36 protein-coding genes are annotated in these 22,030 nt (G+C 33.9%); 1 reads left to right on the top strand and 35 read right to left on the bottom strand.

Features of this window, described 5'->3' with window-relative positions; all coding sequences use genetic code 11:
- Positions 1-83: 83 nt before the first annotated feature.
- The 35 genes from ES675_RS15690 to rpsL form a co-directional block, all read right to left on the bottom strand.
- Complete coding sequence (locus ES675_RS15690) at positions 84-833, bottom strand: hypothetical protein (protein ID WP_066252553.1); 750 nt, start codon at positions 831-833, stop codon at positions 84-86.
- A 237-nt stretch (positions 834-1,070) separates the two neighbouring features.
- A complete protein-coding gene (locus ES675_RS15685; protein WP_066252552.1) occupies positions 1,071-1,808 on the bottom strand; it encodes a hypothetical protein in 738 nt (245 codons plus the stop codon).
- A gap of 177 nt (positions 1,809-1,985) precedes the next feature.
- On the bottom strand, positions 1,986-2,696 hold the full coding sequence (locus ES675_RS15680) for a hypothetical protein (RefSeq protein WP_066252551.1): 711 nt from the start codon (positions 2,694-2,696) through the stop codon (positions 1,986-1,988).
- Positions 2,697-2,783: 87 nt separating this feature from the next.
- Positions 2,784-3,260 (bottom strand): 50S ribosomal protein L17, encoded by a 477-nt coding sequence (gene rplQ, locus ES675_RS15675; RefSeq protein ID WP_066252549.1) that lies wholly within the window; start codon positions 3,258-3,260, stop codon positions 2,784-2,786.
- A 58-nt stretch (positions 3,261-3,318) separates the two neighbouring features.
- Positions 3,319-4,311, bottom strand: coding sequence for a DNA-directed RNA polymerase subunit alpha (locus tag ES675_RS15670; protein WP_066252546.1), 993 nt, complete (start codon positions 4,309-4,311; stop codon positions 3,319-3,321).
- 94 nt (positions 4,312-4,405) lie between these two features.
- On the bottom strand, positions 4,406-5,011 hold the full coding sequence (gene rpsD, locus ES675_RS15665; RefSeq protein WP_066252544.1) for a 30S ribosomal protein S4: 606 nt from the start codon (positions 5,009-5,011) through the stop codon (positions 4,406-4,408).
- 177 nt (positions 5,012-5,188) lie between these two features.
- Positions 5,189-5,572, bottom strand: a complete 384-nt coding sequence (gene rpsK / locus ES675_RS15660) for a 30S ribosomal protein S11 (protein ID WP_066252543.1) — start codon at positions 5,570-5,572, stop codon at positions 5,189-5,191.
- A gap of 106 nt (positions 5,573-5,678) precedes the next feature.
- On the bottom strand, positions 5,679-6,053 hold the full coding sequence (gene rpsM, locus ES675_RS15655; protein WP_066252542.1) for a 30S ribosomal protein S13: 375 nt from the start codon (positions 6,051-6,053) through the stop codon (positions 5,679-5,681).
- A 2-nt stretch (positions 6,054-6,055) separates the two neighbouring features.
- A complete protein-coding gene (ykgO, locus tag ES675_RS15650) occupies positions 6,056-6,172 on the bottom strand; it encodes a type B 50S ribosomal protein L36 (RefSeq protein ID WP_013305171.1) in 117 nt (38 codons plus the stop codon).
- 13 nt (positions 6,173-6,185) lie between these two features.
- Entirely contained in the window at positions 6,186-6,401 is a 216-nt protein-coding gene (gene infA, locus ES675_RS15645; RefSeq protein ID WP_007094967.1) for a translation initiation factor IF-1, read from the bottom strand.
- Between the two features lie 7 nt (positions 6,402-6,408).
- A complete protein-coding gene (gene secY / locus ES675_RS15640; protein ID WP_066252540.1) occupies positions 6,409-7,755 on the bottom strand; it encodes a preprotein translocase subunit SecY in 1,347 nt (448 codons plus the stop codon).
- A gap of 14 nt (positions 7,756-7,769) precedes the next feature.
- Positions 7,770-8,222 carry a 50S ribosomal protein L15 gene (gene rplO / locus ES675_RS15635; RefSeq protein ID WP_066252539.1) on the bottom strand — a complete coding sequence of 151 codons (453 nt, stop codon included), beginning with the start codon at positions 8,220-8,222 and terminating at the stop codon, positions 7,770-7,772.
- A gap of 11 nt (positions 8,223-8,233) precedes the next feature.
- Positions 8,234-8,416, bottom strand: coding sequence for a 50S ribosomal protein L30 (gene rpmD, locus ES675_RS15630; protein WP_066252537.1), 183 nt, complete (start codon positions 8,414-8,416; stop codon positions 8,234-8,236).
- A 5-nt stretch (positions 8,417-8,421) separates the two neighbouring features.
- Positions 8,422-8,946, bottom strand: coding sequence for a 30S ribosomal protein S5 (rpsE, locus tag ES675_RS15625; protein ID WP_066252536.1), 525 nt, complete (start codon positions 8,944-8,946; stop codon positions 8,422-8,424).
- Positions 8,947-8,952: 6 nt separating this feature from the next.
- The gene (rplR, locus tag ES675_RS15620; protein WP_066252534.1) at positions 8,953-9,309 is read right to left on the bottom strand and encodes a 50S ribosomal protein L18; all 357 of its coding nucleotides are present in this window, start codon (positions 9,307-9,309) and stop codon (positions 8,953-8,955) included.
- A 10-nt stretch (positions 9,310-9,319) separates the two neighbouring features.
- Positions 9,320-9,862, bottom strand: coding sequence for a 50S ribosomal protein L6 (gene rplF / locus ES675_RS15615; protein ID WP_066252531.1), 543 nt, complete (start codon positions 9,860-9,862; stop codon positions 9,320-9,322).
- A gap of 19 nt (positions 9,863-9,881) precedes the next feature.
- A complete protein-coding gene (rpsH, locus tag ES675_RS15610; protein ID WP_066252528.1) occupies positions 9,882-10,280 on the bottom strand; it encodes a 30S ribosomal protein S8 in 399 nt (132 codons plus the stop codon).
- 70 nt (positions 10,281-10,350) lie between these two features.
- The gene (gene rpsN, locus ES675_RS15605; RefSeq protein ID WP_066252525.1) at positions 10,351-10,620 is read right to left on the bottom strand and encodes a 30S ribosomal protein S14; all 270 of its coding nucleotides are present in this window, start codon (positions 10,618-10,620) and stop codon (positions 10,351-10,353) included.
- A 3-nt stretch (positions 10,621-10,623) separates the two neighbouring features.
- Positions 10,624-11,175, bottom strand: a complete 552-nt coding sequence (rplE, locus tag ES675_RS15600) for a 50S ribosomal protein L5 (RefSeq protein ID WP_066252523.1) — start codon at positions 11,173-11,175, stop codon at positions 10,624-10,626.
- A 2-nt stretch (positions 11,176-11,177) separates the two neighbouring features.
- The gene (gene rplX, locus ES675_RS15595) at positions 11,178-11,489 is read right to left on the bottom strand and encodes a 50S ribosomal protein L24 (protein WP_066252580.1); all 312 of its coding nucleotides are present in this window, start codon (positions 11,487-11,489) and stop codon (positions 11,178-11,180) included.
- A gap of 11 nt (positions 11,490-11,500) precedes the next feature.
- Positions 11,501-11,869 carry a 50S ribosomal protein L14 gene (gene rplN, locus ES675_RS15590; RefSeq protein ID WP_066252521.1) on the bottom strand — a complete coding sequence of 123 codons (369 nt, stop codon included), beginning with the start codon at positions 11,867-11,869 and terminating at the stop codon, positions 11,501-11,503.
- Positions 11,870-11,871: 2 nt separating this feature from the next.
- Positions 11,872-12,129 (bottom strand): 30S ribosomal protein S17, encoded by a 258-nt coding sequence (rpsQ, locus tag ES675_RS15585; RefSeq protein ID WP_066252519.1) that lies wholly within the window; start codon positions 12,127-12,129, stop codon positions 11,872-11,874.
- 12 nt (positions 12,130-12,141) lie between these two features.
- The gene (gene rpmC / locus ES675_RS15580) at positions 12,142-12,333 is read right to left on the bottom strand and encodes a 50S ribosomal protein L29 (protein WP_066252517.1); all 192 of its coding nucleotides are present in this window, start codon (positions 12,331-12,333) and stop codon (positions 12,142-12,144) included.
- Positions 12,334-12,346: 13 nt separating this feature from the next.
- Complete coding sequence (gene rplP / locus ES675_RS15575; protein ID WP_066252514.1) at positions 12,347-12,766, bottom strand: 50S ribosomal protein L16; 420 nt, start codon at positions 12,764-12,766, stop codon at positions 12,347-12,349.
- Between the two features lie 20 nt (positions 12,767-12,786).
- On the bottom strand, positions 12,787-13,506 hold the full coding sequence (gene rpsC / locus ES675_RS15570; protein ID WP_066252512.1) for a 30S ribosomal protein S3: 720 nt from the start codon (positions 13,504-13,506) through the stop codon (positions 12,787-12,789).
- 6 nt (positions 13,507-13,512) lie between these two features.
- A complete protein-coding gene (rplV, locus tag ES675_RS15565) occupies positions 13,513-13,920 on the bottom strand; it encodes a 50S ribosomal protein L22 (protein ID WP_066252510.1) in 408 nt (135 codons plus the stop codon).
- A gap of 6 nt (positions 13,921-13,926) precedes the next feature.
- On the bottom strand, positions 13,927-14,205 hold the full coding sequence (gene rpsS, locus ES675_RS15560) for a 30S ribosomal protein S19 (protein ID WP_066252508.1): 279 nt from the start codon (positions 14,203-14,205) through the stop codon (positions 13,927-13,929).
- Positions 14,206-14,208: 3 nt separating this feature from the next.
- A complete protein-coding gene (gene rplB, locus ES675_RS15555) occupies positions 14,209-15,036 on the bottom strand; it encodes a 50S ribosomal protein L2 (protein ID WP_066252506.1) in 828 nt (275 codons plus the stop codon).
- Between the two features lie 16 nt (positions 15,037-15,052).
- The gene (rplW, locus tag ES675_RS15550) at positions 15,053-15,343 is read right to left on the bottom strand and encodes a 50S ribosomal protein L23 (RefSeq protein ID WP_066252504.1); all 291 of its coding nucleotides are present in this window, start codon (positions 15,341-15,343) and stop codon (positions 15,053-15,055) included.
- Positions 15,344-15,350: 7 nt separating this feature from the next.
- Positions 15,351-15,980 (bottom strand): 50S ribosomal protein L4, encoded by a 630-nt coding sequence (gene rplD, locus ES675_RS15545; RefSeq protein ID WP_066252502.1) that lies wholly within the window; start codon positions 15,978-15,980, stop codon positions 15,351-15,353.
- Positions 15,980-16,597, bottom strand: a complete 618-nt coding sequence (gene rplC / locus ES675_RS15540) for a 50S ribosomal protein L3 (protein WP_066252500.1) — start codon at positions 16,595-16,597, stop codon at positions 15,980-15,982. The genes rplD and rplC overlap by 1 nt, the downstream gene beginning before the upstream one ends.
- Positions 16,598-16,766: 169 nt before the next feature.
- Positions 16,767-17,072 (bottom strand): 30S ribosomal protein S10, encoded by a 306-nt coding sequence (rpsJ, locus tag ES675_RS15535; protein ID WP_010181931.1) that lies wholly within the window; start codon positions 17,070-17,072, stop codon positions 16,767-16,769.
- Positions 17,073-17,083: 11 nt separating this feature from the next.
- Positions 17,084-19,210, bottom strand: a complete 2,127-nt coding sequence (gene fusA, locus ES675_RS15530; protein ID WP_066252498.1) for an elongation factor G — start codon at positions 19,208-19,210, stop codon at positions 17,084-17,086.
- A 3-nt stretch (positions 19,211-19,213) separates the two neighbouring features.
- On the bottom strand, positions 19,214-19,690 hold the full coding sequence (gene rpsG, locus ES675_RS15525; protein ID WP_066252497.1) for a 30S ribosomal protein S7: 477 nt from the start codon (positions 19,688-19,690) through the stop codon (positions 19,214-19,216).
- Positions 19,691-19,713: 23 nt separating this feature from the next.
- Positions 19,714-20,088, bottom strand: coding sequence for a 30S ribosomal protein S12 (rpsL, locus tag ES675_RS15520; protein WP_014782632.1), 375 nt, complete (start codon positions 20,086-20,088; stop codon positions 19,714-19,716).
- A gap of 236 nt (positions 20,089-20,324) precedes the next feature.
- Between rpsL and ES675_RS15515 the strand changes: the two genes are divergently transcribed.
- The gene (locus ES675_RS15515) at positions 20,325-21,965 is read left to right on the top strand and encodes a POTRA domain-containing protein (protein ID WP_066252495.1); all 1,641 of its coding nucleotides are present in this window, start codon (positions 20,325-20,327) and stop codon (positions 21,963-21,965) included.
- Positions 21,966-22,030 lie beyond the last annotated feature (65 nt).

Genomic DNA, 22,030 nt, shown 5'->3' with positions numbered 1-22,030 from the left:
AAAAAAGGTTTTGCAAAATTGCATAAAAAAAAGGATAAACTAAAATGTTTAACCTTTTTTAAGTTTCAAAAATTTAAAAAATTTTAAAGTGTTTTATTATAGCGCAACATTTGCAAGAAATCCTGTTCGTCTTTTATTGACAACTCATTTTCCTCAACATACTTTTTCAGTTGCTTTCCATGGTCTTTAAAAAGCATTTTAAATGTTTTATTATTAAGCTTAATCTCTTCTAATTTATCATTCTGAAGCAAATAAAAATCATTATAAACAAAGTACTTATCATTACTTATGCGTTCTTTAGTCATTTTGCTAAAGTTTCCTTTTATAATTTTTGCCTTGATCCTTTTTAAAATGGTATACTCATTACTCTCATCTAAAACAAAAAAATATTTCATTTCATTATCTTCATCTTTAAGCTTTAAAACTTTTTTGTTATTGATTAGCGCAAAAACAATATCATTATCATTAAATTCATAAAACTTCCCCACATCTAGTTTTATAACTAATTTATCACTCATGCCATTGTAGTTACCATTATCAAACTTATAATATTTATCATCAACAGTATGGATAACAAGTGTATTGGCTTCGCCTTCAAAACCAAGGGGAGAACCTTCTACATAGTTAGGCGAGTTCGGGTCATTATTATGTGGATTTAAAGCATCTAGAATTTGTGAATTAGAACCAAAGTAATCTTGCGGTGGTGATAGCTGATTTGGCATAAGATCAGGTGTTGGAGCTATAGCGTACGTTGTTTCTGATCGTATTGGAGCAATCTGTGCATATCCATAGGCACTAAAAATTAATAAAAATAGAAAAAATCGTGTTTTCATAGTATAGGATTTTTGTTCTTAAATAATAATATACTCTTATAAATTTTCAACTCCAAATAAATGGATATAAATTAAATTGAGCGATACCTTAGTTTGGGGTGAATTTTCAATGGCGCCACCGAAACTGAAAACAAAGGGAAAGCGCTTCCAAAATAATTATATTAAAAAAAGGGATAACTAGTATCGTTATCCCTTTTTAAAATTACCATAAATTCTAAAACGCTTTAAAGCGTCTTATTATAGCGTCTTATTATAGCGTAACATTTGTAAAAAATCTTGTTCGTTTTTTATAGACAGTTCATTTTCCTCAACGTACTTTTTCAGCTGCTTTTCATGGTCTTTAAACAACATTTTAAATGTTTTGTTATTAAGTTTAATCTCCTCTAGTTTATCATTCTGAAGTAAATAAAAATCATGATATACAAAGTATTTATCTTTACTAATGCGTTCTTTTGTCATTTTACTAAAGTTACCCTTTATAATTTTAGCTTTGATTCTTTTTAAAATTGTAAACTCTGAGTTCTGGTCTAAAACAAAAAAATATTTCATTTTTTCATCTTCATCTTTAAGTTTTATAGCTTTAGTATTATTTATTAAAGCAAAAACGATATCCTTATCATTAAATTCATAAAACTTCCCCACATCTAGTTTTATAACTAATTTATCACTCATACTATTATAGTTACCGTTATCAAACTTATAATATTTATCATCAACCGTATGAATAATAAGCGTATTCGCTTCGCCTTCAAATCCAAGCGGTGAACCTTCAACGTAGTTAGGGGAGTTTGGATTGTTATTCACTTGACTTAAGGCATCATTTACATATACATTAGTTCCCAAGTACTCTTGTGCTGGAGATAGCTGATTTGGCATTAACTGCGGAGTTGATCCAATAGCGTAACTTCCTTCTGAAATTTGAGAAAACCCCAAACTAGAAGCGCATAATAAAAGTAATATGATTCGATTTTTCATTTTTAAAGGATGTGTTTAATTACTTTATTAAGATAACACAATAAATTAATAATTACAAACAACCTGCAAACGAACTCATTAAACCAGATAATTGATTAAAACAGTTCTAAAAAACTGGACATAAAAAAAGGGATAAACCTTAATTGGTTATCCCTTTTTTGTTTTAATAAACGTTTATTAAAGCGTTGTATAATAATTAAATATTTTAACGAAATCTGATTCCTCTTTAATATTTAAGTCACTTTCTTTTATATACTTTTTCATCTGTGATTCCTTATCCGAAAACAATTCAGAGATAAGTTTTTTCTTCAGTTTAAGTTCTTCTAATTCCTCACCATTCTTGATGTATAAATCTTCAACCATGTAATATCTATCGTTTGATGTACGTGCTTGCGTCATTTTGTTAACTCCACCTGGCTTAATTTTAGCGACTCTCTTTTTTAGAATATAAATACTATCGTGGGAAGCTAACACCTCATAATAACGAGCTCTTTCTTTCTCGCCACTAAAGCGTTTCATTTTCTTGTTATTTAAAAGTGCAAAATCAATAGTCAATGTATTCATAACATAAATAGAATCTTTATTTAATACAGAAACAAACTGATCACTTTGTGCATTATAATTTCCGTTAGGAATATTAAATTTAGTACCATCTTTAGCAACTAATATCAATTTATTATCACCTTCTTCAAAGGCCAAAGGTGTTCCATCAACAGAATATCTGCTTTTATTTGGCAACCAACTACCTCTTGAATTTAAGGCATCCATGGATTGACCTAAAGAATTACTTTGGGTTCCTTGTAAATTTGATAAACCGCCATTTGATCCTTGAGCGAATGAAGTTAATGTTGAAAGGGCTATAACTGCTAGTAAAAAAAAGTTTTTCATAAATATTTTTTTAATTAATGGAAACAAAAATAGGATAAATTTTTACAATTTATCCTATTAGAGCACTGCGTTAACATAAATTAACGTTTATTCTTCTTCTTCGTTTGAAGCTTTAGTTTCTGCAGCAGGAGCAGCAGCTGGTTTAGCACCACCTCTTCTACTTCTACGCGTTGTTTTCTTAGTTGCTTTATCAGCATTGTAGATTTCGTTGTAATCAACTAATTCTATCATGGCCATATCAGCGTTATCACCTAAACGATTACCTAACTTGATAATACGCGTGTAACCACCTGGACGATCACCAACTTTTGGCGCTACATCTCTAAATAATTCAGCAACTGCCTCTTTTTGTCTCATTCTAGCCATTACTATACGTCTGTTATGAGTTGTATCCTCTTTAGACTTTGTAATCATTGGCTCAACAAATTGCTTCAACGCTTTTGCTTTAGCAACAGTTGTGTTAATACGCTTGTGCTCGATTAATGAACATGCCATATTAGCTAACATTGACTTTCTGTGAGCAGTTTTTCTACTTAAGTGATTTATTTTTTTTCCGTGTCTCATGACATTTGTTTTATCATCTTGCTACTAAACTCGACATCGAGGAGCAAAATATGATTAATTAATCTTTATCTAATTTGTATTTTGATAAATCCATTCCGAAATTAAGACCTTTAACATTTACAAGCTCTTCTAGCTCTGTTAAAGATTTTTTACCGAAGTTACGGAACTTCATTAAATCGTTTTTGTTGAATGATACCAAGTCGCCTAAAGTATCAACTTCAGCAGCTTTTAAACAGTTTAATGCACGTACAGACAAGTCCATATCAACCAATTTGGTTTTCAATAATTGTCTCATGTGAAGTGATTCTTCATCATACGTTTCAGTTTGTGCAATTTCATCAGCTTCTAATGTAATACGCTCATCAGAGAATAACATGAAGTGATGAATAAGTGTTTTAGCAGCTTCAGTTAACGCATCTTGTGGGCTAATTGAACCATCAGTAATGATTTCGAAAACTAATTTTTCGTAATCTGTTTTTTGTTCTACACGGAAATTTTCAATGCTATACTTAACATTCTTAATTGGTGTGTAAATAGAGTCAGTAAAAATAGTACCAATTGGTGCAGAAGCTTTCTTATTTTCTTCAGCAGGCACATATCCTCTACCTTTTTCTATGGTGATTTCCATATTAATATTTACTTTAGGATCTAAATTACAGATTACTAATTCTGAATTTAATACTTGGAATCCTGAAATAAATTTTTGAAAATCGCCAGCTGTGATTTGCTCTTGACCAGAAATAGAAATAGAAACAGATTCGTTATCTACATCTTCAATTTGTCTCTTAAAACGTACTTGTTTTAAGTTTAAAATGATTTCTGTTACGTCTTCAACTACACCTGCAATTGTTGAGAATTCATGGTCTACGCCTTCAATTCTAACGGATGTAATTGCAAATCCTTCTAAAGAAGACAATAAAACTCTTCTTAAAGCATTTCCTACTGTTAAACCATAACCAGGTTCTAAAGGTCTGAATTCGAATTTACCTTCGAAATCAGTAGAATCAATCATGATTACTTTATCGGGTTTCTGGAAATTAAATACTGCCATATTTTTCTTCGTTTTAATTGTTATTTAGTTGCGCGATTTAAACGTATGAAGAAGACCTATAAATCCTTTGGCTAAATAGCAATATATTATATTATTATTTAGAATAAAGTTCTACGATGAATTGCTCGTTGATGTTTTCTGGAATTTGAAGTCTAGCAGGAACAGATACATACGTACCTTCTGATGTAGAGTTATTCCAAGTAATCCATTCGTAAACGTTACTTGAGTTAGCTAAAGAGTTCGTAATAGCTTCAAGTGATTTTGATTTTTCTCTAACGGCAACAACATCTCCAGCTTTAAGTTGGTAAGATGGAATGTTTACTAAGCTACCATTTACAGTAATATGTCTGTGAGATACTAATTGTCTAGCACCGCTTCTAGAAGGAGAAATTCCCATTCTGAAAACAACGTTATCTAAACGTGATTCACATAATTGTAACAATACTGTACCTGTAATTCCAGGAGCAGCCGTTGCTTTTTTAAACATATTTCTGAATTGTTTTTCTAAAATACCGTAAGTATATTTAGCTTTTTGCTTCTCCATTAATTGGATTGCATATTCAGATTTCTTTCCACGACGCTTGTTTGCACCATGTTGACCTGGAGGATAGTTTCTTTTTTCAAAAGATTTATCTTCTCCGAAAATAGCTTCGCCAAATTTACGTGCTATTTTAGTTTTAGGACCAGTATATCTTGCCATTTTAAAAATTTGTTATGAGAGTGGCTATGAATTAAGGTCTTAATCTTATCCTTCGATAACCGTTACTCTCTCGTTGATACTTGTTTATAATTTATTTTTTTAGTTTGCAAATTTACATATAAATATTGACATCAACTATAAAAATATAGTTGATGTCAAATTTAAGATATATATAAATTATACACGTCTTCTTTTTGGAGGACGACATCCATTATGTGGTAATGGCGTAACATCAATAATTTCTGTTACTTCAATACCTGCATTGTGGATAGATCGGATAGCAGATTCTCTACCATTACCTGGACCTTTAACATACACTTTTACTTTCTTTAAGCCAGCTTCTGTTGCTACAGCTGCAGCATCTTCAGCAGCTAATTGAGCAGCATAAGGTGTGTTTTTTTTAGATCCACGGAATCCCATTTTACCAGCTGATGACCATGAAATTACATCGCCTTTTTTGTTGGTAAGAGAAACAATGATATTGTTAAATGAAGCAGTTATGTGAGCTTCACCAACAGCGTCTACTATTACTTTACGTTTTTTTGTACTTGACTTTGCCATATGATTATAGTTTCTAGTTGTTAGTTTTTAGTTGTTAGAATCCTAAACATTGCTATTTCAAACAGATTCATCTAACGGCTAAACTCTAATGACTAATGTCTATTTATTATTTAGTTGCCATTTTTTTGTTAGCAACAGTTTTTCTTCTACCTTTTCTAGTTCTAGAGTTGTTCTTAGTACGTTGACCACGTAATGGAAGTCCAGATCTATGACGAATACCTCTGTAACATCCAATATCCATTAATCGCTTAATGTTTAATTGTGTTTCAGAACGTAATTCACCTTCAATCGTGAACGATCCAACAGACTCACGAATGTTTCCAATTTCGTCATCCGTCCAATCTTGAACTTTAGTACTTTCTTCAACTTTAGCTTGTGCTAAAATTTCTTTTGCTCTACTTCTACCTATTCCATAGATATACGTAAGCGAGATAACACCTCTTTTGTTTTTTGGTATGTCTACACCTGCAATTCTTGCCATAATTATCCTTGTCTTTGTTTGAATCTAGGATTCTTTTTGTTAATCACGTAAAGTCTACCCTTTCTGCGGACGATTTTACAGTCTGCACTTCTCTTTTTAACTGATGCTCTTACTTTCATCTGTTCCTTTTTATTAGTATCTATAAGTTATTCGAGCCTTCGTTAAATCGTAAGGACTCATTTCTAATTTCACTTTATCCCCTGGTAACAACTTAATGTAATGCATACGCATTTTACCAGAAATATGTGCTGTCACAATGTGACCGTTTTCTAATTCAACACGAAACATAGCATTTGATAATGCTTCTATAATTGTTCCGTCTTGTTCTATTGCTGCTTGTTTTGCCATGGTATAATTATTGAGCTACTGCTTTTCTATTTTTACCTGTTTTCATCAAGCCATCATAATGTCTGTTTAACAAGTATGAGTTTACTTGTTGCATTGTATCAATAGCAACACCCACCATAATTAAAAGTGAGGTTCCACCGAAAAACAATGCCCATCCAGATTGTACACTCATAAGTTTAACGATAATCGCCGGGAACACAGCAATAAGTGCTAAAAAGATAGAACCTGGTAAGGTTATTTGCGACATAACTTTATCTAAATATTCAGATGTTTCTGTTCCTGGACGAATGCCTGGAATAAAACCACCACTACGCTTTAAGTCATCTGCCATTTTATTGGTAGGTACTGTAATAGCTGTATAGAAATATGTAAATACTATAATCAATAATGCAAACACTAAATTATACCAGAAACCAAATATGTCAGCAAAATTAGTAGCCATCCATTGTCCAGTTGCCGTATCTTTCAAGAATGATGATCCACCAATTAAACTTGGAACGAACATAATTGCTTGAGCAAATATAATTGGCATAACTCCTGAAGCATTTAGCTTTAAAGGAATATACTGTCTAGATCCAAATACGTTTTTCTCATAACCACCAGAGGCAGTTCTTCTTGCGTATTGTACGGCAATTTTTCTAACTCCCATGACCAGCATGATTGAAGCTAAAATAATTAACAACCAGATTACCAATTCAAAAAGAATCAGCATCACACTGTTTGATTCTAATCTTGAAGATGCGTTTAACAAAAAGTTCTTAGGTAATGTAGCAATAATACCCACCATAATTAATAATGAAATACCATTACCAATTCCTTTATCCGTAATTTTTTCACCTAACCACATCGCGAAGATACAACCAGTTACTAAAATGATAACAGATGAGAAATAAAACAAACCGCCTTGACCTAATAAGAATGCCGATGGTGGAATTCCTAAAGCTGGTAAGCTTGCTAAATATCCTGGAGCTTGAACTAAACAAATAGCAATGGTTAACCATCGTGTTATTTGATTAATTTTCTTTTGTCCACTAGCACCTTCTTTTTGTAATTTTTGCAAATACGGAATAGCAATTCCCATTAACTGAACTACAATAGAAGCCGAGATATAAGGCATAATACCCAACGCAAAAACAGAAGCATTTGCAAACGCACCTCCTGTAAAAGCATTTAATAAACCTAATAAACCGTCTTCAGTACTACCTTGTAAACCTTCTAATTGCGCCGCATCAATACCAGGTAATACAACCTGTGCACCAAAACGATAAACTAATAAAAGACCTAATGTAACAACAATTCTGTTTCTTAATTCTTCTATTTTCCAAACATTTTTTAATGTCTCAATAAATTTCATGCGCTTAAATTAGATTATAAAGTTACTACTTCACCTCCTGCAGCTTCTATAGCAGCTTTTGCTGAAGCGGTAAACTTATGTGCAGATATTTTTAATTTTGCTTTTAATTCTCCACGTCCCATAATCTTAACAAGATCATTCTTGTTAATTAGACCAAGAGTCATTAGAGTTTCAAAATCTACTGTATCTTTAATTTTCTTATCGTCAACCAATTGTTGAAGCGTATCTAGGTTTACACCTTGATGCTCTATACGATTGATATTCGTAAAGCCAAACTTAGGAACACGTCTTTGAAGTGGCATTTGACCACCTTCAAAACCTATTTTCTTAGAATAACCAGAACGAGATTTTGCTCCTTTGTGACCACGAGTTGCCGTACCACCTTTTCCAGAACCTTGTCCTCTACCTATTCTTTTACCTTGACTTTTAACTGAACCTTCTGCAGGTTTTAAATTACTTAAATCCATTTTTCAGTATTTTATTTTGTTTCTTCAACAGAAACTAAATGTGAAACTTTAGCTACCATACCAAGGATATTTGGTGAGGCTTCGTGCTCTACAACTTGACCAATTTTTTTAAGACCAAGAGCTTCTAAAGTTCTTTTTTGTCTTAATGTACGATTGATTGCGCTTTTAACTTTTGTTACTTTTATCTTTGCCATCGTTCTTATCCTTTAAATACTTTATCAAGAGAAATACCTCTATCACGAGCAATTGTTTTAGCGTCTCTTAATTGCAATAATGCATCAAAAGTTGCTTTTACAACGTTATGTGGGTTAGATGAACCTTGAGATTTTGATAATACATCATGAACTCCTACTGCTTCCAAAACTGTTCTCACAGCTCCACCAGCAATAACCCCTGTACCAGGAGCTGCAGGAATAATGTTTACTCTTGCTCCACCATATTTACCTTTTTGTTCGTGTGGTAACGTTCCTTTTACAATAGGAATACGTACTAAATTTTTCTTAGCATCTTCAATTGCTTTGGCAATTGCACTAGCCACATCTTTAGATTTACCTAAACCTTGACCAACTACACCTGCTTCATTTCCTACAACAACAATTGCTGAAAATCCGAATGCTCTACCACCTTTAGTTACTTTTGTAACTCTCTGTACTCCAATTAAACGATCTTTAAGATCTAATCCACTTGGTTTTACTAGCTCTGCGCTTTTGTATTTTTGATACATAATTTCTTAAAATTTAAGTCCTGCTTCTCTAGCACCATCTGCTAATGATTTTACTCTTCCGTGATATAAATATCCACCTCTATCAAAAGAAATAGTATCTACACCTGCTTTAAGGGCTTTTTCAGCCACAGATTTCCCTACTAATGTAGCAACCTCTGCTTTTGTACCTTTTGCAGAACTAATGTCCTTATCTCTTGAAGATGCTGCACTGATAGTTTTACCAGTAACGTCATCTACAACTTGTGCATAAATTTCTTTATTGCTTCTGAAAACAGATAATCTTGGTCTAGCTTCTGTACCAGAAACTACCTTACGAACTCTGCTTTTTATTCTTAATCGTCTTTCGTTCTTTGTTAATGCCATAACTTACTTATTAAGCTGATTTACCTGCTTTTCTTCTTAATTCTTCGCCAACAAACTTCACACCTTTTCCTTTATAAGGTTCTGGTGGTCTAAAGCCGCGGATTTTGGCAGCTACTTGACCTACAAGTTGTTTATCATGAGAGGTTAATTTAATGATTGGATTTTTCCCTTTATCTGAAATAGTTTCAACATTTACTTCTGGAGCAATGTCTAATACTATATTATGAGAAAAACCTAAAGCTAATTCAAGTTTTTGTCCTTGATTACTCGCTCTATATCCAACACCAACTAACTCTAAATTTTTTGTCCATCCATTAGATACACCTTCAACCATATTATTGATTAGTGCTCTATAAAGACCATGTTTTGCTTTTTCGTCTTTCTTATCAGAAGAACGCTCAACTATAACATTTCCTTCTTCAACTTTAATTGTTACATCAGAAAATTCTTGTGATAATTCACCTAATTTTCCTTTTACTGTAACCACGTTATTGTTGATTTCAACTGTAACTCCTGCTGGAATTACTACTGGGCTATTACCTATTCTTGACATGTTCTATAGTCTTTTTTAATTAGTAAACGTAACAAAGTACTTCACCTCCTACATTATCTCTTTGTGCCTGTTTGCCTGTCATTACACCATGTGATGTAGAAACGATAGCAATACCAAGACCATTAAGAATTCTAGGAAGTTCTTTTGAACTTGCGTACTTACGTAAACCTGGTTTACTTATTCTTTGAATCTTCTTAATTACAGGCTCTTTAGTTTCTTTGTTGTACTTAAGGGCTATTTTAATAGTTCCTTGTACAGCTGAATCTTCAAACTTGTAACTTAAAATATATCCTTGATCGAATAATATTTTAGTGATTTCTTTCTTCAAATTAGAAGCAGGTATCTCTACCACTCTGTGATTTGCACTCACAGCATTTCTAATTCGGGTTAAATAATCCGCGATTGGATCTGTAGTCATAATTATAAATTTGCGGTAACGGTTTTCAATCTTATTTTTAAGGATTAAACCTGAAACCAATTAATATTTTTTACCAACTTGCTTTTCTAACACCAGGTATTAAACCTTGGTTAGCCATTTCTCTAAACATTACACGAGATAAACCAAATGTTCTCATATAACCTTTAGGTCTTCCAGTTAATTTACAACGGTTGTGTAAACGTACAGGTGAAGCATTTTTAGGTAACCTTTGTAATGCTTCATAATCGCCAGCTTCTTTTAAAGCTTTACGTTTTTCAGCATATTTAGCTACTGTTTTTTCTCTTTTTACCTCACGGGCTTTCATTGATTCTTTAGCCATATCTTAATTTTTTTGAAAAGGTAATCCTAATTCGGTTAATAGTGATTTTGCTTCTTTATCAGTATCCGCATTGGTTACAAAAGTAATATCCATACCTGAAATTTTGTTCACTTTATCAATGTCAATTTCTGGAAAGATAATTTGTTCTGTAATTCCTAAATTGTAGTTTCCTCTACCGTCAAATCCGGTTGCTCTAACACCATTAAAATCTCTTACTCGTGGTAAAGCTGAAGTTACTAAACGATCTAAAAATTCGTACATTTTTTCACCACGTAAAGTTACTTTAGCGCCAATTGGCATACCCTTACGTAATTTAAATGATGCAACATCCTTTTTAGAGATAGTTGCTATTGCACGTTGTCCTGTTATAGTCGTTAATTCTTCCACTGCGTGGTCTATTAACTTTTTGTCTGCAACTGCTGCACCTACACCTTTAGATAAAACTATCTTTTGTAGTTTAGGCACTTGCATAACATTATCATAACCAAATTCATCCTTAAGAGCAGCAATTATTTTGCTGTTGTACTCTTCTTTAAGTCTCGGTGTATATCCCATAACTATATTACTTCATTTGATTTTTTAGAAAATCTCACTTTTTTGTCGCCTTCCATTCTGTATCCTACACGTGTCTCTTCACCTTTAGCGGTTAATAAAGACAAGTTAGAAATATGAATAGCTGCTTCTTTTTCAACGATTCCTCCTTGAGGGCTTTGTGCACTTGGTTTCATATGTTTTTTCACCATGTTCACACCCTCAACAATCGCCTTGTTCTTATCTATTAATACCTTTAGTACTTTACCTTCAGATCCTTTATGATCTCCAGCATTAACTTTTACGGTATCTCCTGATTTAATTTTAAGCTTTGTCATTTTATTTTTCATTAAAGCACTTCAGGTGCCAATGATACAATTTTCATGAATTGTTTATCACGAAGTTCTCTAGCAACAGGACCAAATACACGTGTTCCTCTCATTTCACCCGTTGGGTTTAATAAAACACATGCGTTATCATCAAATCTAATATAAGATCCGTCTGGTCTTCTTACTTCTTTCTTAGTACGTACGACAACTGCTGTAGAAACAGCACCTTTTTTAATGCTTCCATTAGGTGTTGCATCTTTAACGGAAACAACTATTTTGTCTCCTACAGAAGCGTATCTTCTTTTAGTACCACCTAGTACACGAATGGTTAAAACCTCTTTCGCTCCGGTGTTATCAGCTACTTTTAATCTTGATTCAGTCTGTAACATAATTACTTCGCTCTTTCAATTATTTCAACTAATCTCCAACATTTAGATTTACTCATAGGTCGTGTTTCCATGATCTTTACAGTATCTCCAATGTTACAATCGTTCGTTTCATCGTGTGCAACATATTTCTTTGTTTTCAACACGAATTTTCCATACATAGGATGTTTTACTTTCTTAACTTCAGCTACCACAATAGATTTCTGCATCTTATTACTAGTAACAATTCCTACACGTTCTTTTCTTAAATTTCTTGTTTCCATCTTTCTGCAGAATTATTGTAATTCTCTTTTTGTTAATTCTGTTGCAATTCTTGCTACGGTTCTTCTTGCAGAACGCAACTGAATTGGATTTTCTAGAGGCGAAATTGCATGAGCCATTTTCATTTCTGAATAACTCTTCGTTGTCTCACCAAGTTTCTCTTGTAACTCGGCTACAGATAATTCTTTAATTTCTGATTGTTTCATAGTATCAAATAAATTATGCTTCGTAATCTCTAGCAATTATAAATTTAGTTTTAACTGGCAATTTCTGTGCTGCCAATCGTAATGCTTCCTTTGCAACATCTAGTGGTACACCACCTACTTCGAAAAGTACGCGACCTGGCTTAACTACTGCTACCCAATATTCCACGGCACCTTTACCTTTACCCATACGTACTTCAAGAGGTTTCTTTGTAATAGGCTTGTCTGGAAAAATTTTAATCCAGATAGATCCTTCTCTCTTCATGAAACGTGTAGCGGCAATACGTGCTGCTTCAATTTGACGTGCTGTAACAAAGCTAGTGTCCATTGATTTTATACCAAAGGTTCCGCTAGATAGTAAATGCCCTCTTCCGGCATTACCTTTCATACGTCCTTTTTGTTGCTTACGAAATTTTGTTCTTTTAGGCTGTAACATTCTTTCTTTTCTTTAAACGATTACTTTCTACGACGAGGTTTTGAATCTCTGTTTCCACCACGTCCACCTTTTCCTTGCTTTTTAGATAATCCAACAAGCGGAGAAAGTTCTCTTTTACCATATACTTCACCTTTCATGATCCATACTTTAACACCTAGTCTACCATAAGTAGTATGTGCTTCAACTAAAGCATAGTCAATATCGGCTCTAAAGGTTGATAAAGGAATACGTCCTTCTTTGTAATGTTCGCTACGTGCCATTTCAGCTCCGTTTAAACGACCACTAATTTGAATTTTGATTCCTTCAGCATTCATTCTCATAGTTGCAGCAATGGCCATCTTAATCGCACGTCTGTAAGAGATACGATTTTCAATTTGACGAGCCACACTAGATGCAACTAAAAACGCATCAAGTTCCGGTCTTTTAATTTCAAATATATTTATTTGAACTTCTTTACCAGTAATCTTTTTAAGCTCTTCTTTCAACTTGTCTACCTCTTGACCGCCTTTACCAATAATGATACCTGGACGAGCCGTTGTGATAGTAACGGTTACAAGTTTAAGCGTACGCTCAATAATTACTCGTGAAACACTAGCTTTAGATAGACGTGCATGAACGTACTTTCTGATCTTATCGTCTTCGGCAAGTTTATCACCATAATCGTTTCCTCCGTACCAGTTAGATTCCCATCCTCTGATAATTCCTAAGCGATTTCCGATTGGATTTGTTTTTTGTCCCATATCTATTTAAGCTTGTGTGTTATTGTTGGCTCCAACTACGATTGTTACGTGGTTTGAACGTTTTCTAATTCTGTGTGCACGACCTTGTGGTGCTGGACGCAATCTCTTTAACATTGAACCACCATCTACACGGATCTCCTTAATAAATAATTCAGCATCTTCAATACTTGCATCTTCGTTCTTCGCTTGCCAGTTTGCAATTGCAGACAATAACAAAGTCTCTAAACGACCTGATGCTTCTTTTGAGCTAAATTTTAAAATATTAAGCGCTTTCTCTACGCGTTCACCTCTTACTAAATCGGCTACTAAACGCATTTTTCTCGGTGATGTAGGACAGTTATTAAGTTTTGCAAAAGCGATTTCCTTTTTTGCTTCCTTAATAGCGTCTGCCATTTGTTTTTTACGACTTCCCATAGCTTACTACTTTTTACCTTTATTTTTAGCACCTGCATGACCTCTAAAAGATCGTGTTGGTGAAAATTCTCCTAATTTGTGCCCTACCATGTTTTCAGTTACATAAACTGGAACAAACTGACGTCCGTTATGTACTGCAATTGTTTGACCAACAAAATCCGGTGTAATCATTGAGGCTCTAGACCACGTTTTGATTACCGTTTTTTTGTTACCCTCCACATTGGTAGCCACTTTCTTCTCTAATTTATAATGAACGTAAGGTCCTTTTTTTAATGATCTTGACATGTCTTATTTCTTTCTACGTTCTACAATATATTTATTACTCGCTTTTGTTTTAGAACGGGTTCTATAACCTTTAGCAGGTATACCATTTCTAGAACGTGGATGACCACCTGAAGATTTACCTTCACCACCACCCATTGGGTGATCGACTGGGTTCATCACTACTGGTCTTGTACGAGGTCTTCTTCCTAACCATCTTGATCTACCAGCTTTACCTGATACTAACAATTGATGATCTGAATTAGATACAACACCTATTGTAGCCATACATGTAATTAACACTAAACGTGTTTCACCTGATGGTAATTTTATAGATGCAAATTTATCACCTCTAGCCATTAACTGTGCAAATGTTCCAGCACTTCTAGCCATAACAGCTCCTTGTCCTGGACGTAATTCTACACAAGAAATAATAGTTCCTAATGGAATTTGAGATAGTGGCATAGCGTTACCGACTTCTGGAGCTACATTGCTGTTTCCAGAGACGATAGTCTGACCAACTTGTAAACCATTTTGAGCAATGATATACGTTTTCTCACCATCTTGATAGTTTAACAACGCAATAAACGCTGTTCTGTTTGGATCGTATTCGATAGACTTAACTTCAGCTGGAATTCCAGTTTTGTTACGTTTAAAATCGATAATACGATACCTTTGCTTATGACCACCACCTATGTAGCGCATAGTCATTTTTCCGCGACTGTTTCTACCACCAGACCTTTTTTTCGGAGCTAATAAACTTTTCTCCGGCTTATCAGTAGTAATGGCGTCGTAACCATTTACTACTCTAAATCGCTGTCCTGGTGTGATTGGTTTTAATTTTCTTACTGACATTTTTTGTTGTCTTTAATTACATGTTACTGTATAAATCAATCATTTCACCTTCCGCCAGTTGTACAATTGCTTTTTTAACAGCATTTGTTTTACCATGTTGAATACCAGTTTTTGTAAACTTAGTACTTCTATCTGGACGGACATTAATAGTACGAACTTTTTCAACAGAAACGCCATAAGCAGCTTCCACCGCTTTTTTGATTTCTACCTTGTTCGCCTTGGTATTCACCGCGAAAGTATAGCAGTTTCTCAACTCGCTATTAGCAGTCGCTTTTTCTGTGATTATAGGTTTAATTAAGATGTTCATCTGTTTCTTATTTACTTAAATTCGTTACAATTCCTTCTAAAGAACTCTCTAAAAGTATTACTCGATTTGCATTTAAAATCTTGTAAGTACTTATCTCCGAGCTAGTTATAACTTCAGAACCTTTTAAATTGCGTGACGACAAATATACATTATTATTTGAAGCACCCAACACAAAGAGAGATTTTTTATTGACTAGGTCTAAAGCTTTTAAAACTGCTGTGAAGTTTTTTGTTTTTGGAGACTCAAAATTAAAGTCTTCTAAAACAACTATTGACTTCTCGCTTGCTTTAATTGAAAAAGCAGATTTACGAGCTAATCGTTTCACATTTTTGTTTAATTTAAAGCTATAGCTTCTAGGTCTAGGTCCGAACATACGTCCACCACCTTTAAAAAGACCAGATTTTATACTACCAGCACGAGCTGTACCTGTTCCTTTTTGTTTCTTTATTTTACGTGTACTACCAGAAATTTCTGCACGTTCTTTTGCTTTATGAGTCCCTTGTCTTTGGTTTGCTAAATATTGTTTAACATCCAAATAAACCGCATGATTATTAGGCTCAATAGCAAACACATCTTTAGACAAGTCAACTTGTCTTCCTGTGTCTTTTCCGTTTAAATCTAAAACTGCTACTTTCATTATTTTCTAATAATTACATAAGCGTTTTTATGTCCAGGAACACATCCTTTAACAACTAGTAGGTTCTTTTCAGCAACTACTTTTAAAACTCTTAAATTTTCAACTTTTACTTGATCAGTTCCCATTCTTCCGGCCATCTTCATTCCTTTAAATACTCTTGCAGGATATGAAGCCGCACCAATAGAACCAGGAGCTCTTAAACGGTTGTGTTGACCGTGAGTAGCTTGACCCACACCAGCAAAACCATGACGTTTAACAACACCTTGAAATCCTTTACCTTTTGATGTTCCAGAAATATCCACGAACTCTCCTTCAGCAAAATGCTCAACTGTTATTGCATCACCTAATTTGTACTCCTTATCAAAACCTTTAAATTCAACGATCTTGCGTTTTACAGAAGTTCCTGCTTTTTTAGCGTGACCTAAGTCCGCTTTAGTAGCACTTTTTTCTGTCGCGTCATCGAAACCAAGTTGTACAGCACTATAACCGTCAACTTCTTCAGTTCTGACTTGGGTAACGATACATGGTCCAGCTTCGATTACTGTACATGGAATGTTTTTTCCATTTTCATCGAAGATGCTGGTCATACCGATTTTTTTTCCAATTAACCCAGACATAATTTTTCTTTATTATATTATGGACAACTCGCGATTTGTCCTGCTTGTTTGTTTATGGATGATTCGCGACTCACCCGTAAAATATTCAAGGCTGAAAAATACGTTTCAGCCTTGAATTGTATTTTTCCGTTTTTCCTTAACCAATCGTTAAGGACATGTAAGCTTATAACTAAACTTTGATCTCTACTTCTACACCACTTGGTAACTCTAACTTCATTAGAGCATCAATTGTTTTTGAAGAAGACGAGTAAATATCAAGTAAACGCTTGTAAGAGCTTAATTGAAATTGTTCCCTTGACTTCTTGTTAACGTGTGGAGAACGTAATACAGTGAAAATTTTCTTGTGTGTTGGTAATGGAATTGGCCCCGTTACGACTGCACCTGTACTTTTTACTGTTTTTACAATCTTTTCAGCAGACTTGTCTACTAAATTGTGATCGTAAGACTTTAATTTTATTCTAATTTTTTGACTCATTTTCTTAAGATTTACGATTCAATACCTTTAGCAGCTTTTATAACTTCTTCTGAAATATTAGAAGGCGTTTCAGCATAGTGTGAAAATTCCATTGTTGATGTTGCACGTCCTGAAGACAATGTTCTTAATGTTGTTACATAACCAAACATTTCAGATAAAGGAACAGTAGCTTTTACAGTTTTTGCACCTGCTCTGTCACCCATATCACTCATTTGTCCACGACGACGGTTTAAATCTCCTACAATGTCACCCATGTTTTCTTCAGGTGTAATTACCTCAAGTTTCATGATTGGTTCCATTATAACCGCTTTAGCAGCTTTAGCACAGTTTTTAAATCCTAATTTAGCAGCTAATTCGAATGATAATTGATCCGAATCCACATCATGATAAGATCCATCTCTCAATGTCACTTTCATAGAATCAATTTCATAACCTGCTAATGGACCATTAACCATAGCCATTTTGAATCCTTTTTCAATAGAAGGGATAAATTCCTTAGGAACGTTACCACCTTTAATTACAGATTCAAATTGAAGACCTACTACACCTTCATCTGCTGGTTCAACCGTAAATACGATATCAGCAAATTTACCACGACCACCAGATTGTTTCTTGTAAACTTCTCTATGATCTGCAGCAGCTGTAATAGCTTCTTTATATTCAACTTGTGGTTGACCTTGATTTACTTCTACTTTAAACTCACGACGTAAACGATCTACAATAATATCTAAGTGAAGCTCACCCATTCCTGATATAATTGTCTGACCAGAATTTTCATCAGTTCTAGCTGTAAATGTCGGATCTTCTTCAGCTAATTTAGCTAAAGCCATACCCATTTTATCAACATCTGCTTTAGTTTTTGGCTCAACCGCAATACCAATTACTGGATCTGGGAAGTCCATAGACTCTAAAACAATTGGATGTTTTTCATCAGACATGGTATCACCAGTCTTAATATCTTTAAATCCTACTGCAGCTCCAATATCTCCTGCTTCAATAAAATCGATAGCATTTTGCTTATTAGCGTGCATTTGGTAAATACGTGAGATACGCTCTTTTTTACCTGAACGGTTGTTCAAGATATAAGAACCAGCATCTAAACGACCTGAATAGGCACGGAAGAATGCTAAACGTCCTACGAAAGGATCAGTAGCAATTTTAAATGCTAAAGCAGCAAAAGGCTCATTAACATCTGGTCTACGTCTTTCTTCTTTATCTGTATCTGGATTAACGCCAACCACACTTTCTCTATCCATTGGAGAAGGTAAGTAACGACAAACCGCGTCTAATAAGAATTGAACCCCTTTATTTTTAAATGAAGAACCACAAATCATAGGAATAATAGCCATATCCATAACAGCAGCTCTAAGCGCAGCGTGCACTTCGTCTTCTGTAATAGAATCTTCATCTTCCATGAATTTTTCTAATAAATTCTCATCGTAGCTAGCAACTTCTTCAATCAATAAAGCTCGGTATTTACGAACTTCATCTTTCATGCTTTCTGGAATCTCCACTACGTCAAAAGTGGCACCAAAATTTTCGTCATGCCATACGATGGCTCTGTTCTTAACTAAATCTACAATACCTTTAAAGTTTTCTTCATCACCAATATTCAAAACAATAGGCACTGCATTAGAACCTAACATTTCTTTAACCTGGTTACAAACCATCAAAAAATCTGATCCTTGACGGTCCATTTTATTAACGAAACCAATTCTTGGCACTTTATAGTTATCAGCTAGTCTCCAGTTAGTTTCAGATTGTGGCTCAACACCATCAACTGCACTAAATAAGAATACTAAACCATCTAATACACGTAAAGAACGATTTACTTCAACCGTAAAATCTACGTGACCAGGAGTATCAATTATATTAAAATGGTAACTTTGTGCATCTGGAGTTGGCTCTGCGTTTTCTTTCGGGAAAACCCAATCACAAGTAGTTGCAGCAGACGTAATTGTAATACCTCTTTCAGCTTCTTGCTCCATCCAGTCCATTGTAGAAGCACCATCATGTACTTCACCAATTTTATGTGAAACCCCTGTATAAAAAAGAATACGCTCTGTTGTTGTTGTTTTACCAGCATCAATGTGAGCAGCAATTCCAATATTTCTTGTTAGTTTTAAATCTCTTGCCATTTCTTAAAATCTAAAGTGTGAGAATGCTTTATTTGCTTCTGCCATCTTATGTGTATCAACACGCTTTTTAACGGCTGCTCCTTCTTCTTTAGCTGCTGCTAAAATTTCTGAAGCTAAACGCTGCGCCATTGATTTTTCATTTCTCTTACGTGAATAGCTAATTAGCCATTTCATTGCCGTTGAAACTTTACGATCTGGACGGATTTGCATAGGAATTTGGAATGTAGCACCACCAACACGACGACTACGTACTTCTACGTGAGGCATCACATTAGATAAGGCATCTTTCCACATTTCTAATGCAGTTTTCTCATCATCTGTTTTCTTTTCTTCTACGATATCAATTGCATCGTAAAACACTTTAAAAGCTACTGACTTCTTACCATCCCACATCATCATGTTTACGAATCTAGTTACTAACTGATCGTTAAAACGTGGATCTGGTAAAAGCGGTCTCTTTTTTGCTGCTCTTTTTCTCATGTCTTCTTCTTAAAGTTTTTTAATTACTTCTTAGGGCGTTTTGCACCATACTTAGATCTACGTTGCGTTCTACCTGCAACACCTGCTGTGTCTAAGGCACCACGTACAATGTGATATCTAACTCCTGGTAAATCTTTTACCCTTCCACCTCTAACCAATACTATCGAGTGTTCTTGTAGGTTGTGTCCTTCTCCTGGGATGTAGGCGTTTACTTCTTTACCGTTTGTTAACCTTACCCTTGCAACTTTACGCATTGCAGAATTTGGTTTCTTAGGTGTAGTAGTGTAAACACGCGTACATACTCCACGTCTTTGTGGACACGAATCTAAAGCAACCGATTTACTCTTCTTGGTTATTTTGGTTCTTCCTTTACGTACTAATTGTGAAATTGTTGGCATATATTTCTATATAATTTATGTTTAACCTCTCATTTGAGGGCTGCAAAGGTAGAAATAAATTTTTATTTTTCAAACGTTAATTCATTAATTTTCAATTCTTATTAAAAATCACACCCCAAATTATATCAAAACGAATCTTTTTGCGTTAGTTTTACATTCTAAAGACTTTCAGAAAAAGCGTGCATAGATTTCTTATTTTATTCCTTATTATACTCTTTGGATCAACCTCTGATTTAATGGGACAAAATTTGTACCTCAAAATTCAAAACGAATTCGCAGAAAACACGCATGTCATAGATTCCATTAGCTACCATAAAAAGCACACGGATTACAATTCATTAAATAGCGAAATAGATACACTTAAATATACATTAATTAGATTAGGTTATATAGACGCCAAATGGCAAGGTGTTACCAAAATAAATGATACTATTTTTGAAACTTCAGTTTCACTTGGCAAACCCTTCAAATCCATAGATGTCTATTATGATCTGGAGACACTTCCGCCAGGTACATTAAAACAATTACGTGTTCATAGCAGTAAATTATATTTTACAATCCGTTTTAAAGAAATTGAACAAACACTTCAATTTATCAATAAAAAAATAGCAGACCAAGGCTTGCCTTTCAATACCCTTAAACTTGATAACATTAAAAAAACGAATAATAACACACTAAAAGCCGATTTAGTCCTGTCAGGAGATAATGAAAAGCGTTTTGTAAATAAAATAATCGTTAAGGGTTATGAGAAATTCCCAAAATCGTACTTAAAGTATTTTTTAAAACTTAGAACTGGCAAAACTTTAAACTTGTCAGAAATAAAGCAACAAACAAATTTACTTCAAGAATTACCGTTTGCGAATCAAATAAGAGAACCTGAAATTTTATTCAGCAAAGACTCCACCATATTATATGTGTACATTGAAAAAACAAAAAGTAACACGTTTGATGGTTTTCTTGGATTTGGCACCAATGAAGAAACCAGCAAATTAGAATTAACAGGTTACCTAAACCTTGAACTCACCAACAATTTAAATTTCGGAGAAAGTTTATCACTTGCGTATAGAAGTGATGAGAGTGAACAAAAGTCCTTTAATGTCAATATTAAGTTACCATACCTTTTCAGTTCGCCAATTGGTACAGAATTAGAGCTTAATATTTTTAAAAAGGATTCCTCCTTTACAACGGCCGACCAAAGTGCGCGAATTAATTACCAATTAAACTCCAAAAATCAATTTTCCGTCGGAATTAAATCTACAAAATCAAATAACCTACTAAGCAGTGCCAATTTAAACCCATTTATTAAAGATTACGAAACAACTTTCTACACAATTGGATACACTTTTGTTAATCGCGTTACAGATCGTTCAATTTTTAGAAGAAATGCACAAATCCGAATTGAAACAGGCATTGGAAATAGAACTATTGCACAACTAAAAGATCAGCAATACCAATATACTGTAGACGCATTCAAAATATTCAACTTAAACCCAAAGAACAATGTTTATTTAAGGACAACAAGTTTTGGTTTATTTTCAGATAGTTATTTAGAGAATGAATTAAGCAGGTTTGGCGGTATTAATTCTATTAGAGGGTTTGAAGAAAATAGTTTAAGTGCTACGTTTTATGGCTTAATAGCTACTGAATATCGTTATTCATTAAGTAGTGATTTATATATTCATTCAATAATTGACATTGCTTATTTTGAAAATAAAATAATAGATCAAAAAGAAAAACTATATAGTTTTGGTTTTGGTTTTGGATTAAACACCAAAGCCGGACTTTTACGCTTCAATTATGCCAATGGTAAAAGCGAAAATCAAAGTTTCAAACTATCCAATTCTAAAATACATTTAAGTTTATCCGCACTTTTTTAGGAATAATAGGTGTTAAAAAGCGTAGATTTTGAAAATAATTTGAAATTTTAACCCTTATTTATTGT

Source organism: Algorimicrobium algoritergicola (assembly GCF_008086165.1).
Lineage (GTDB): Bacteria > Bacteroidota > Bacteroidia > Flavobacteriales > Flavobacteriaceae > Algorimicrobium > Algorimicrobium algoritergicola.
This window is presented reverse-complemented; position numbering and strand designations above follow the sequence as displayed.

Bases quoted from the DNA above. Each gene is read 5' to 3' on its own strand.
- rplB (WP_066252506.1), bottom strand. From the start codon at position 15,036: ATGTCAGTAAGAAAATTAAAACCAATCACACCAGGACAGCGATTTAGA.
- rpsJ (WP_010181931.1), bottom strand. From the start codon at position 17,072: ATGAGTCAAAAAATTAGAATAAAATTAAAGTCTTACGATCACAATTTA.
- rplO (WP_066252539.1), bottom strand. From the start codon at position 8,222: ATGGATTTAAGTAATTTAAAACCTGCAGAAGGTTCAGTTAAAAGTCAA.
- rplP (WP_066252514.1), bottom strand. From the start codon at position 12,766: ATGTTACAGCCTAAAAGAACAAAATTTCGTAAGCAACAAAAAGGACGT.
- rpsH (WP_066252528.1), bottom strand. From the start codon at position 10,280: ATGACTACAGATCCAATCGCGGATTATTTAACCCGAATTAGAAATGCT.
- rpmD (WP_066252537.1), bottom strand. From the start codon at position 8,416: ATGGCAAAGATAAAAGTAACAAAAGTTAAAAGCGCAATCAATCGTACA.
- rpsC (WP_066252512.1), bottom strand. From the start codon at position 13,506: ATGGGACAAAAAACAAATCCAATCGGAAATCGCTTAGGAATTATCAGA.
- rpsQ (WP_066252519.1), bottom strand. From the start codon at position 12,129: ATGGAAACAAGAAATTTAAGAAAAGAACGTGTAGGAATTGTTACTAGT.
- rpsS (WP_066252508.1), bottom strand. From the start codon at position 14,205: ATGTCAAGATCATTAAAAAAAGGACCTTACGTTCATTATAAATTAGAG.
- rplF (WP_066252531.1), bottom strand. From the start codon at position 9,862: ATGTCAAGAATAGGTAATAGCCCAGTAGTAATTCCAGCAGGAGTTACA.
- ES675_RS15685 (WP_066252552.1), bottom strand. From the start codon at position 1,808: ATGAAAAATCGAATCATATTACTTTTATTATGCGCTTCTAGTTTGGGG.
- rpsM (WP_066252542.1), bottom strand. From the start codon at position 6,053: ATGGCAAGAATTGCAGGTGTAGACATACCAAAAAACAAAAGAGGTGTT.
- ES675_RS15670 (WP_066252546.1), bottom strand. From the start codon at position 4,311: ATGGCAGTATTTAATTTCCAGAAACCCGATAAAGTAATCATGATTGAT.
- rpsG (WP_066252497.1), bottom strand. From the start codon at position 19,690: ATGAGAAAAAGAGCAGCAAAAAAGAGACCGCTTTTACCAGATCCACGT.
- rpsK (WP_066252543.1), bottom strand. From the start codon at position 5,572: ATGGCAAAGTCAAGTACAAAAAAACGTAAAGTAATAGTAGACGCTGTT.
- fusA (WP_066252498.1), bottom strand. From the start codon at position 19,210: ATGGCAAGAGATTTAAAACTAACAAGAAATATTGGAATTGCTGCTCAC.
- rplC (WP_066252500.1), bottom strand. From the start codon at position 16,597: ATGTCTGGGTTAATTGGAAAAAAAATCGGTATGACCAGCATCTTCGAT.
- rplN (WP_066252521.1), bottom strand. From the start codon at position 11,869: ATGTTACAGACTGAATCAAGATTAAAAGTAGCTGATAACACCGGAGCG.
- ES675_RS15515 (WP_066252495.1), top strand. From the start codon at position 20,325: ATGGGACAAAATTTGTACCTCAAAATTCAAAACGAATTCGCAGAAAAC.
- rpmC (WP_066252517.1), bottom strand. From the start codon at position 12,333: ATGAAACAATCAGAAATTAAAGAATTATCTGTAGCCGAGTTACAAGAG.
- rplE (WP_066252523.1), bottom strand. From the start codon at position 11,175: ATGGGATATACACCGAGACTTAAAGAAGAGTACAACAGCAAAATAATT.
- ES675_RS15680 (WP_066252551.1), bottom strand. From the start codon at position 2,696: ATGAAAAACTTTTTTTTACTAGCAGTTATAGCCCTTTCAACATTAACT.
- rpsE (WP_066252536.1), bottom strand. From the start codon at position 8,946: ATGTATCAAAAATACAAAAGCGCAGAGCTAGTAAAACCAAGTGGATTA.
- rplX (WP_066252580.1), bottom strand. From the start codon at position 11,489: ATGACAAAGCTTAAAATTAAATCAGGAGATACCGTAAAAGTTAATGCT.
- rpsN (WP_066252525.1), bottom strand. From the start codon at position 10,620: ATGGCTAAAGAATCAATGAAAGCCCGTGAGGTAAAAAGAGAAAAAACA.
- rplR (WP_066252534.1), bottom strand. From the start codon at position 9,309: ATGGCATTAACAAAGAACGAAAGACGATTAAGAATAAAAAGCAGAGTT.
- rpsD (WP_066252544.1), bottom strand. From the start codon at position 5,011: ATGGCAAGATATACTGGTCCTAAAACTAAAATAGCACGTAAATTTGGC.
- rplW (WP_066252504.1), bottom strand. From the start codon at position 15,343: ATGAACATCTTAATTAAACCTATAATCACAGAAAAAGCGACTGCTAAT.
- rplQ (WP_066252549.1), bottom strand. From the start codon at position 3,260: ATGAGACACGGAAAAAAAATAAATCACTTAAGTAGAAAAACTGCTCAC.
- ykgO (WP_013305171.1), bottom strand. From the start codon at position 6,172: ATGAAAGTAAGAGCATCAGTTAAAAAGAGAAGTGCAGACTGTAAAATC.
- rplD (WP_066252502.1), bottom strand. From the start codon at position 15,980: ATGAAAGTAGCAGTTTTAGATTTAAACGGAAAAGACACAGGAAGACAA.
- rpsL (WP_014782632.1), bottom strand. From the start codon at position 20,088: ATGCCAACAATTTCACAATTAGTACGTAAAGGAAGAACCAAAATAACC.
- rplV (WP_066252510.1), bottom strand. From the start codon at position 13,920: ATGGGAAGTCGTAAAAAACAAATGGCAGACGCTATTAAGGAAGCAAAA.
- secY (WP_066252540.1), bottom strand. From the start codon at position 7,755: ATGAAATTTATTGAGACATTAAAAAATGTTTGGAAAATAGAAGAATTA.
- infA (WP_007094967.1), bottom strand. From the start codon at position 6,401: ATGGCAAAACAAGCAGCAATAGAACAAGACGGAACAATTATAGAAGCA.
- ES675_RS15690 (WP_066252553.1), bottom strand. From the start codon at position 833: ATGAAAACACGATTTTTTCTATTTTTATTAATTTTTAGTGCCTATGGA.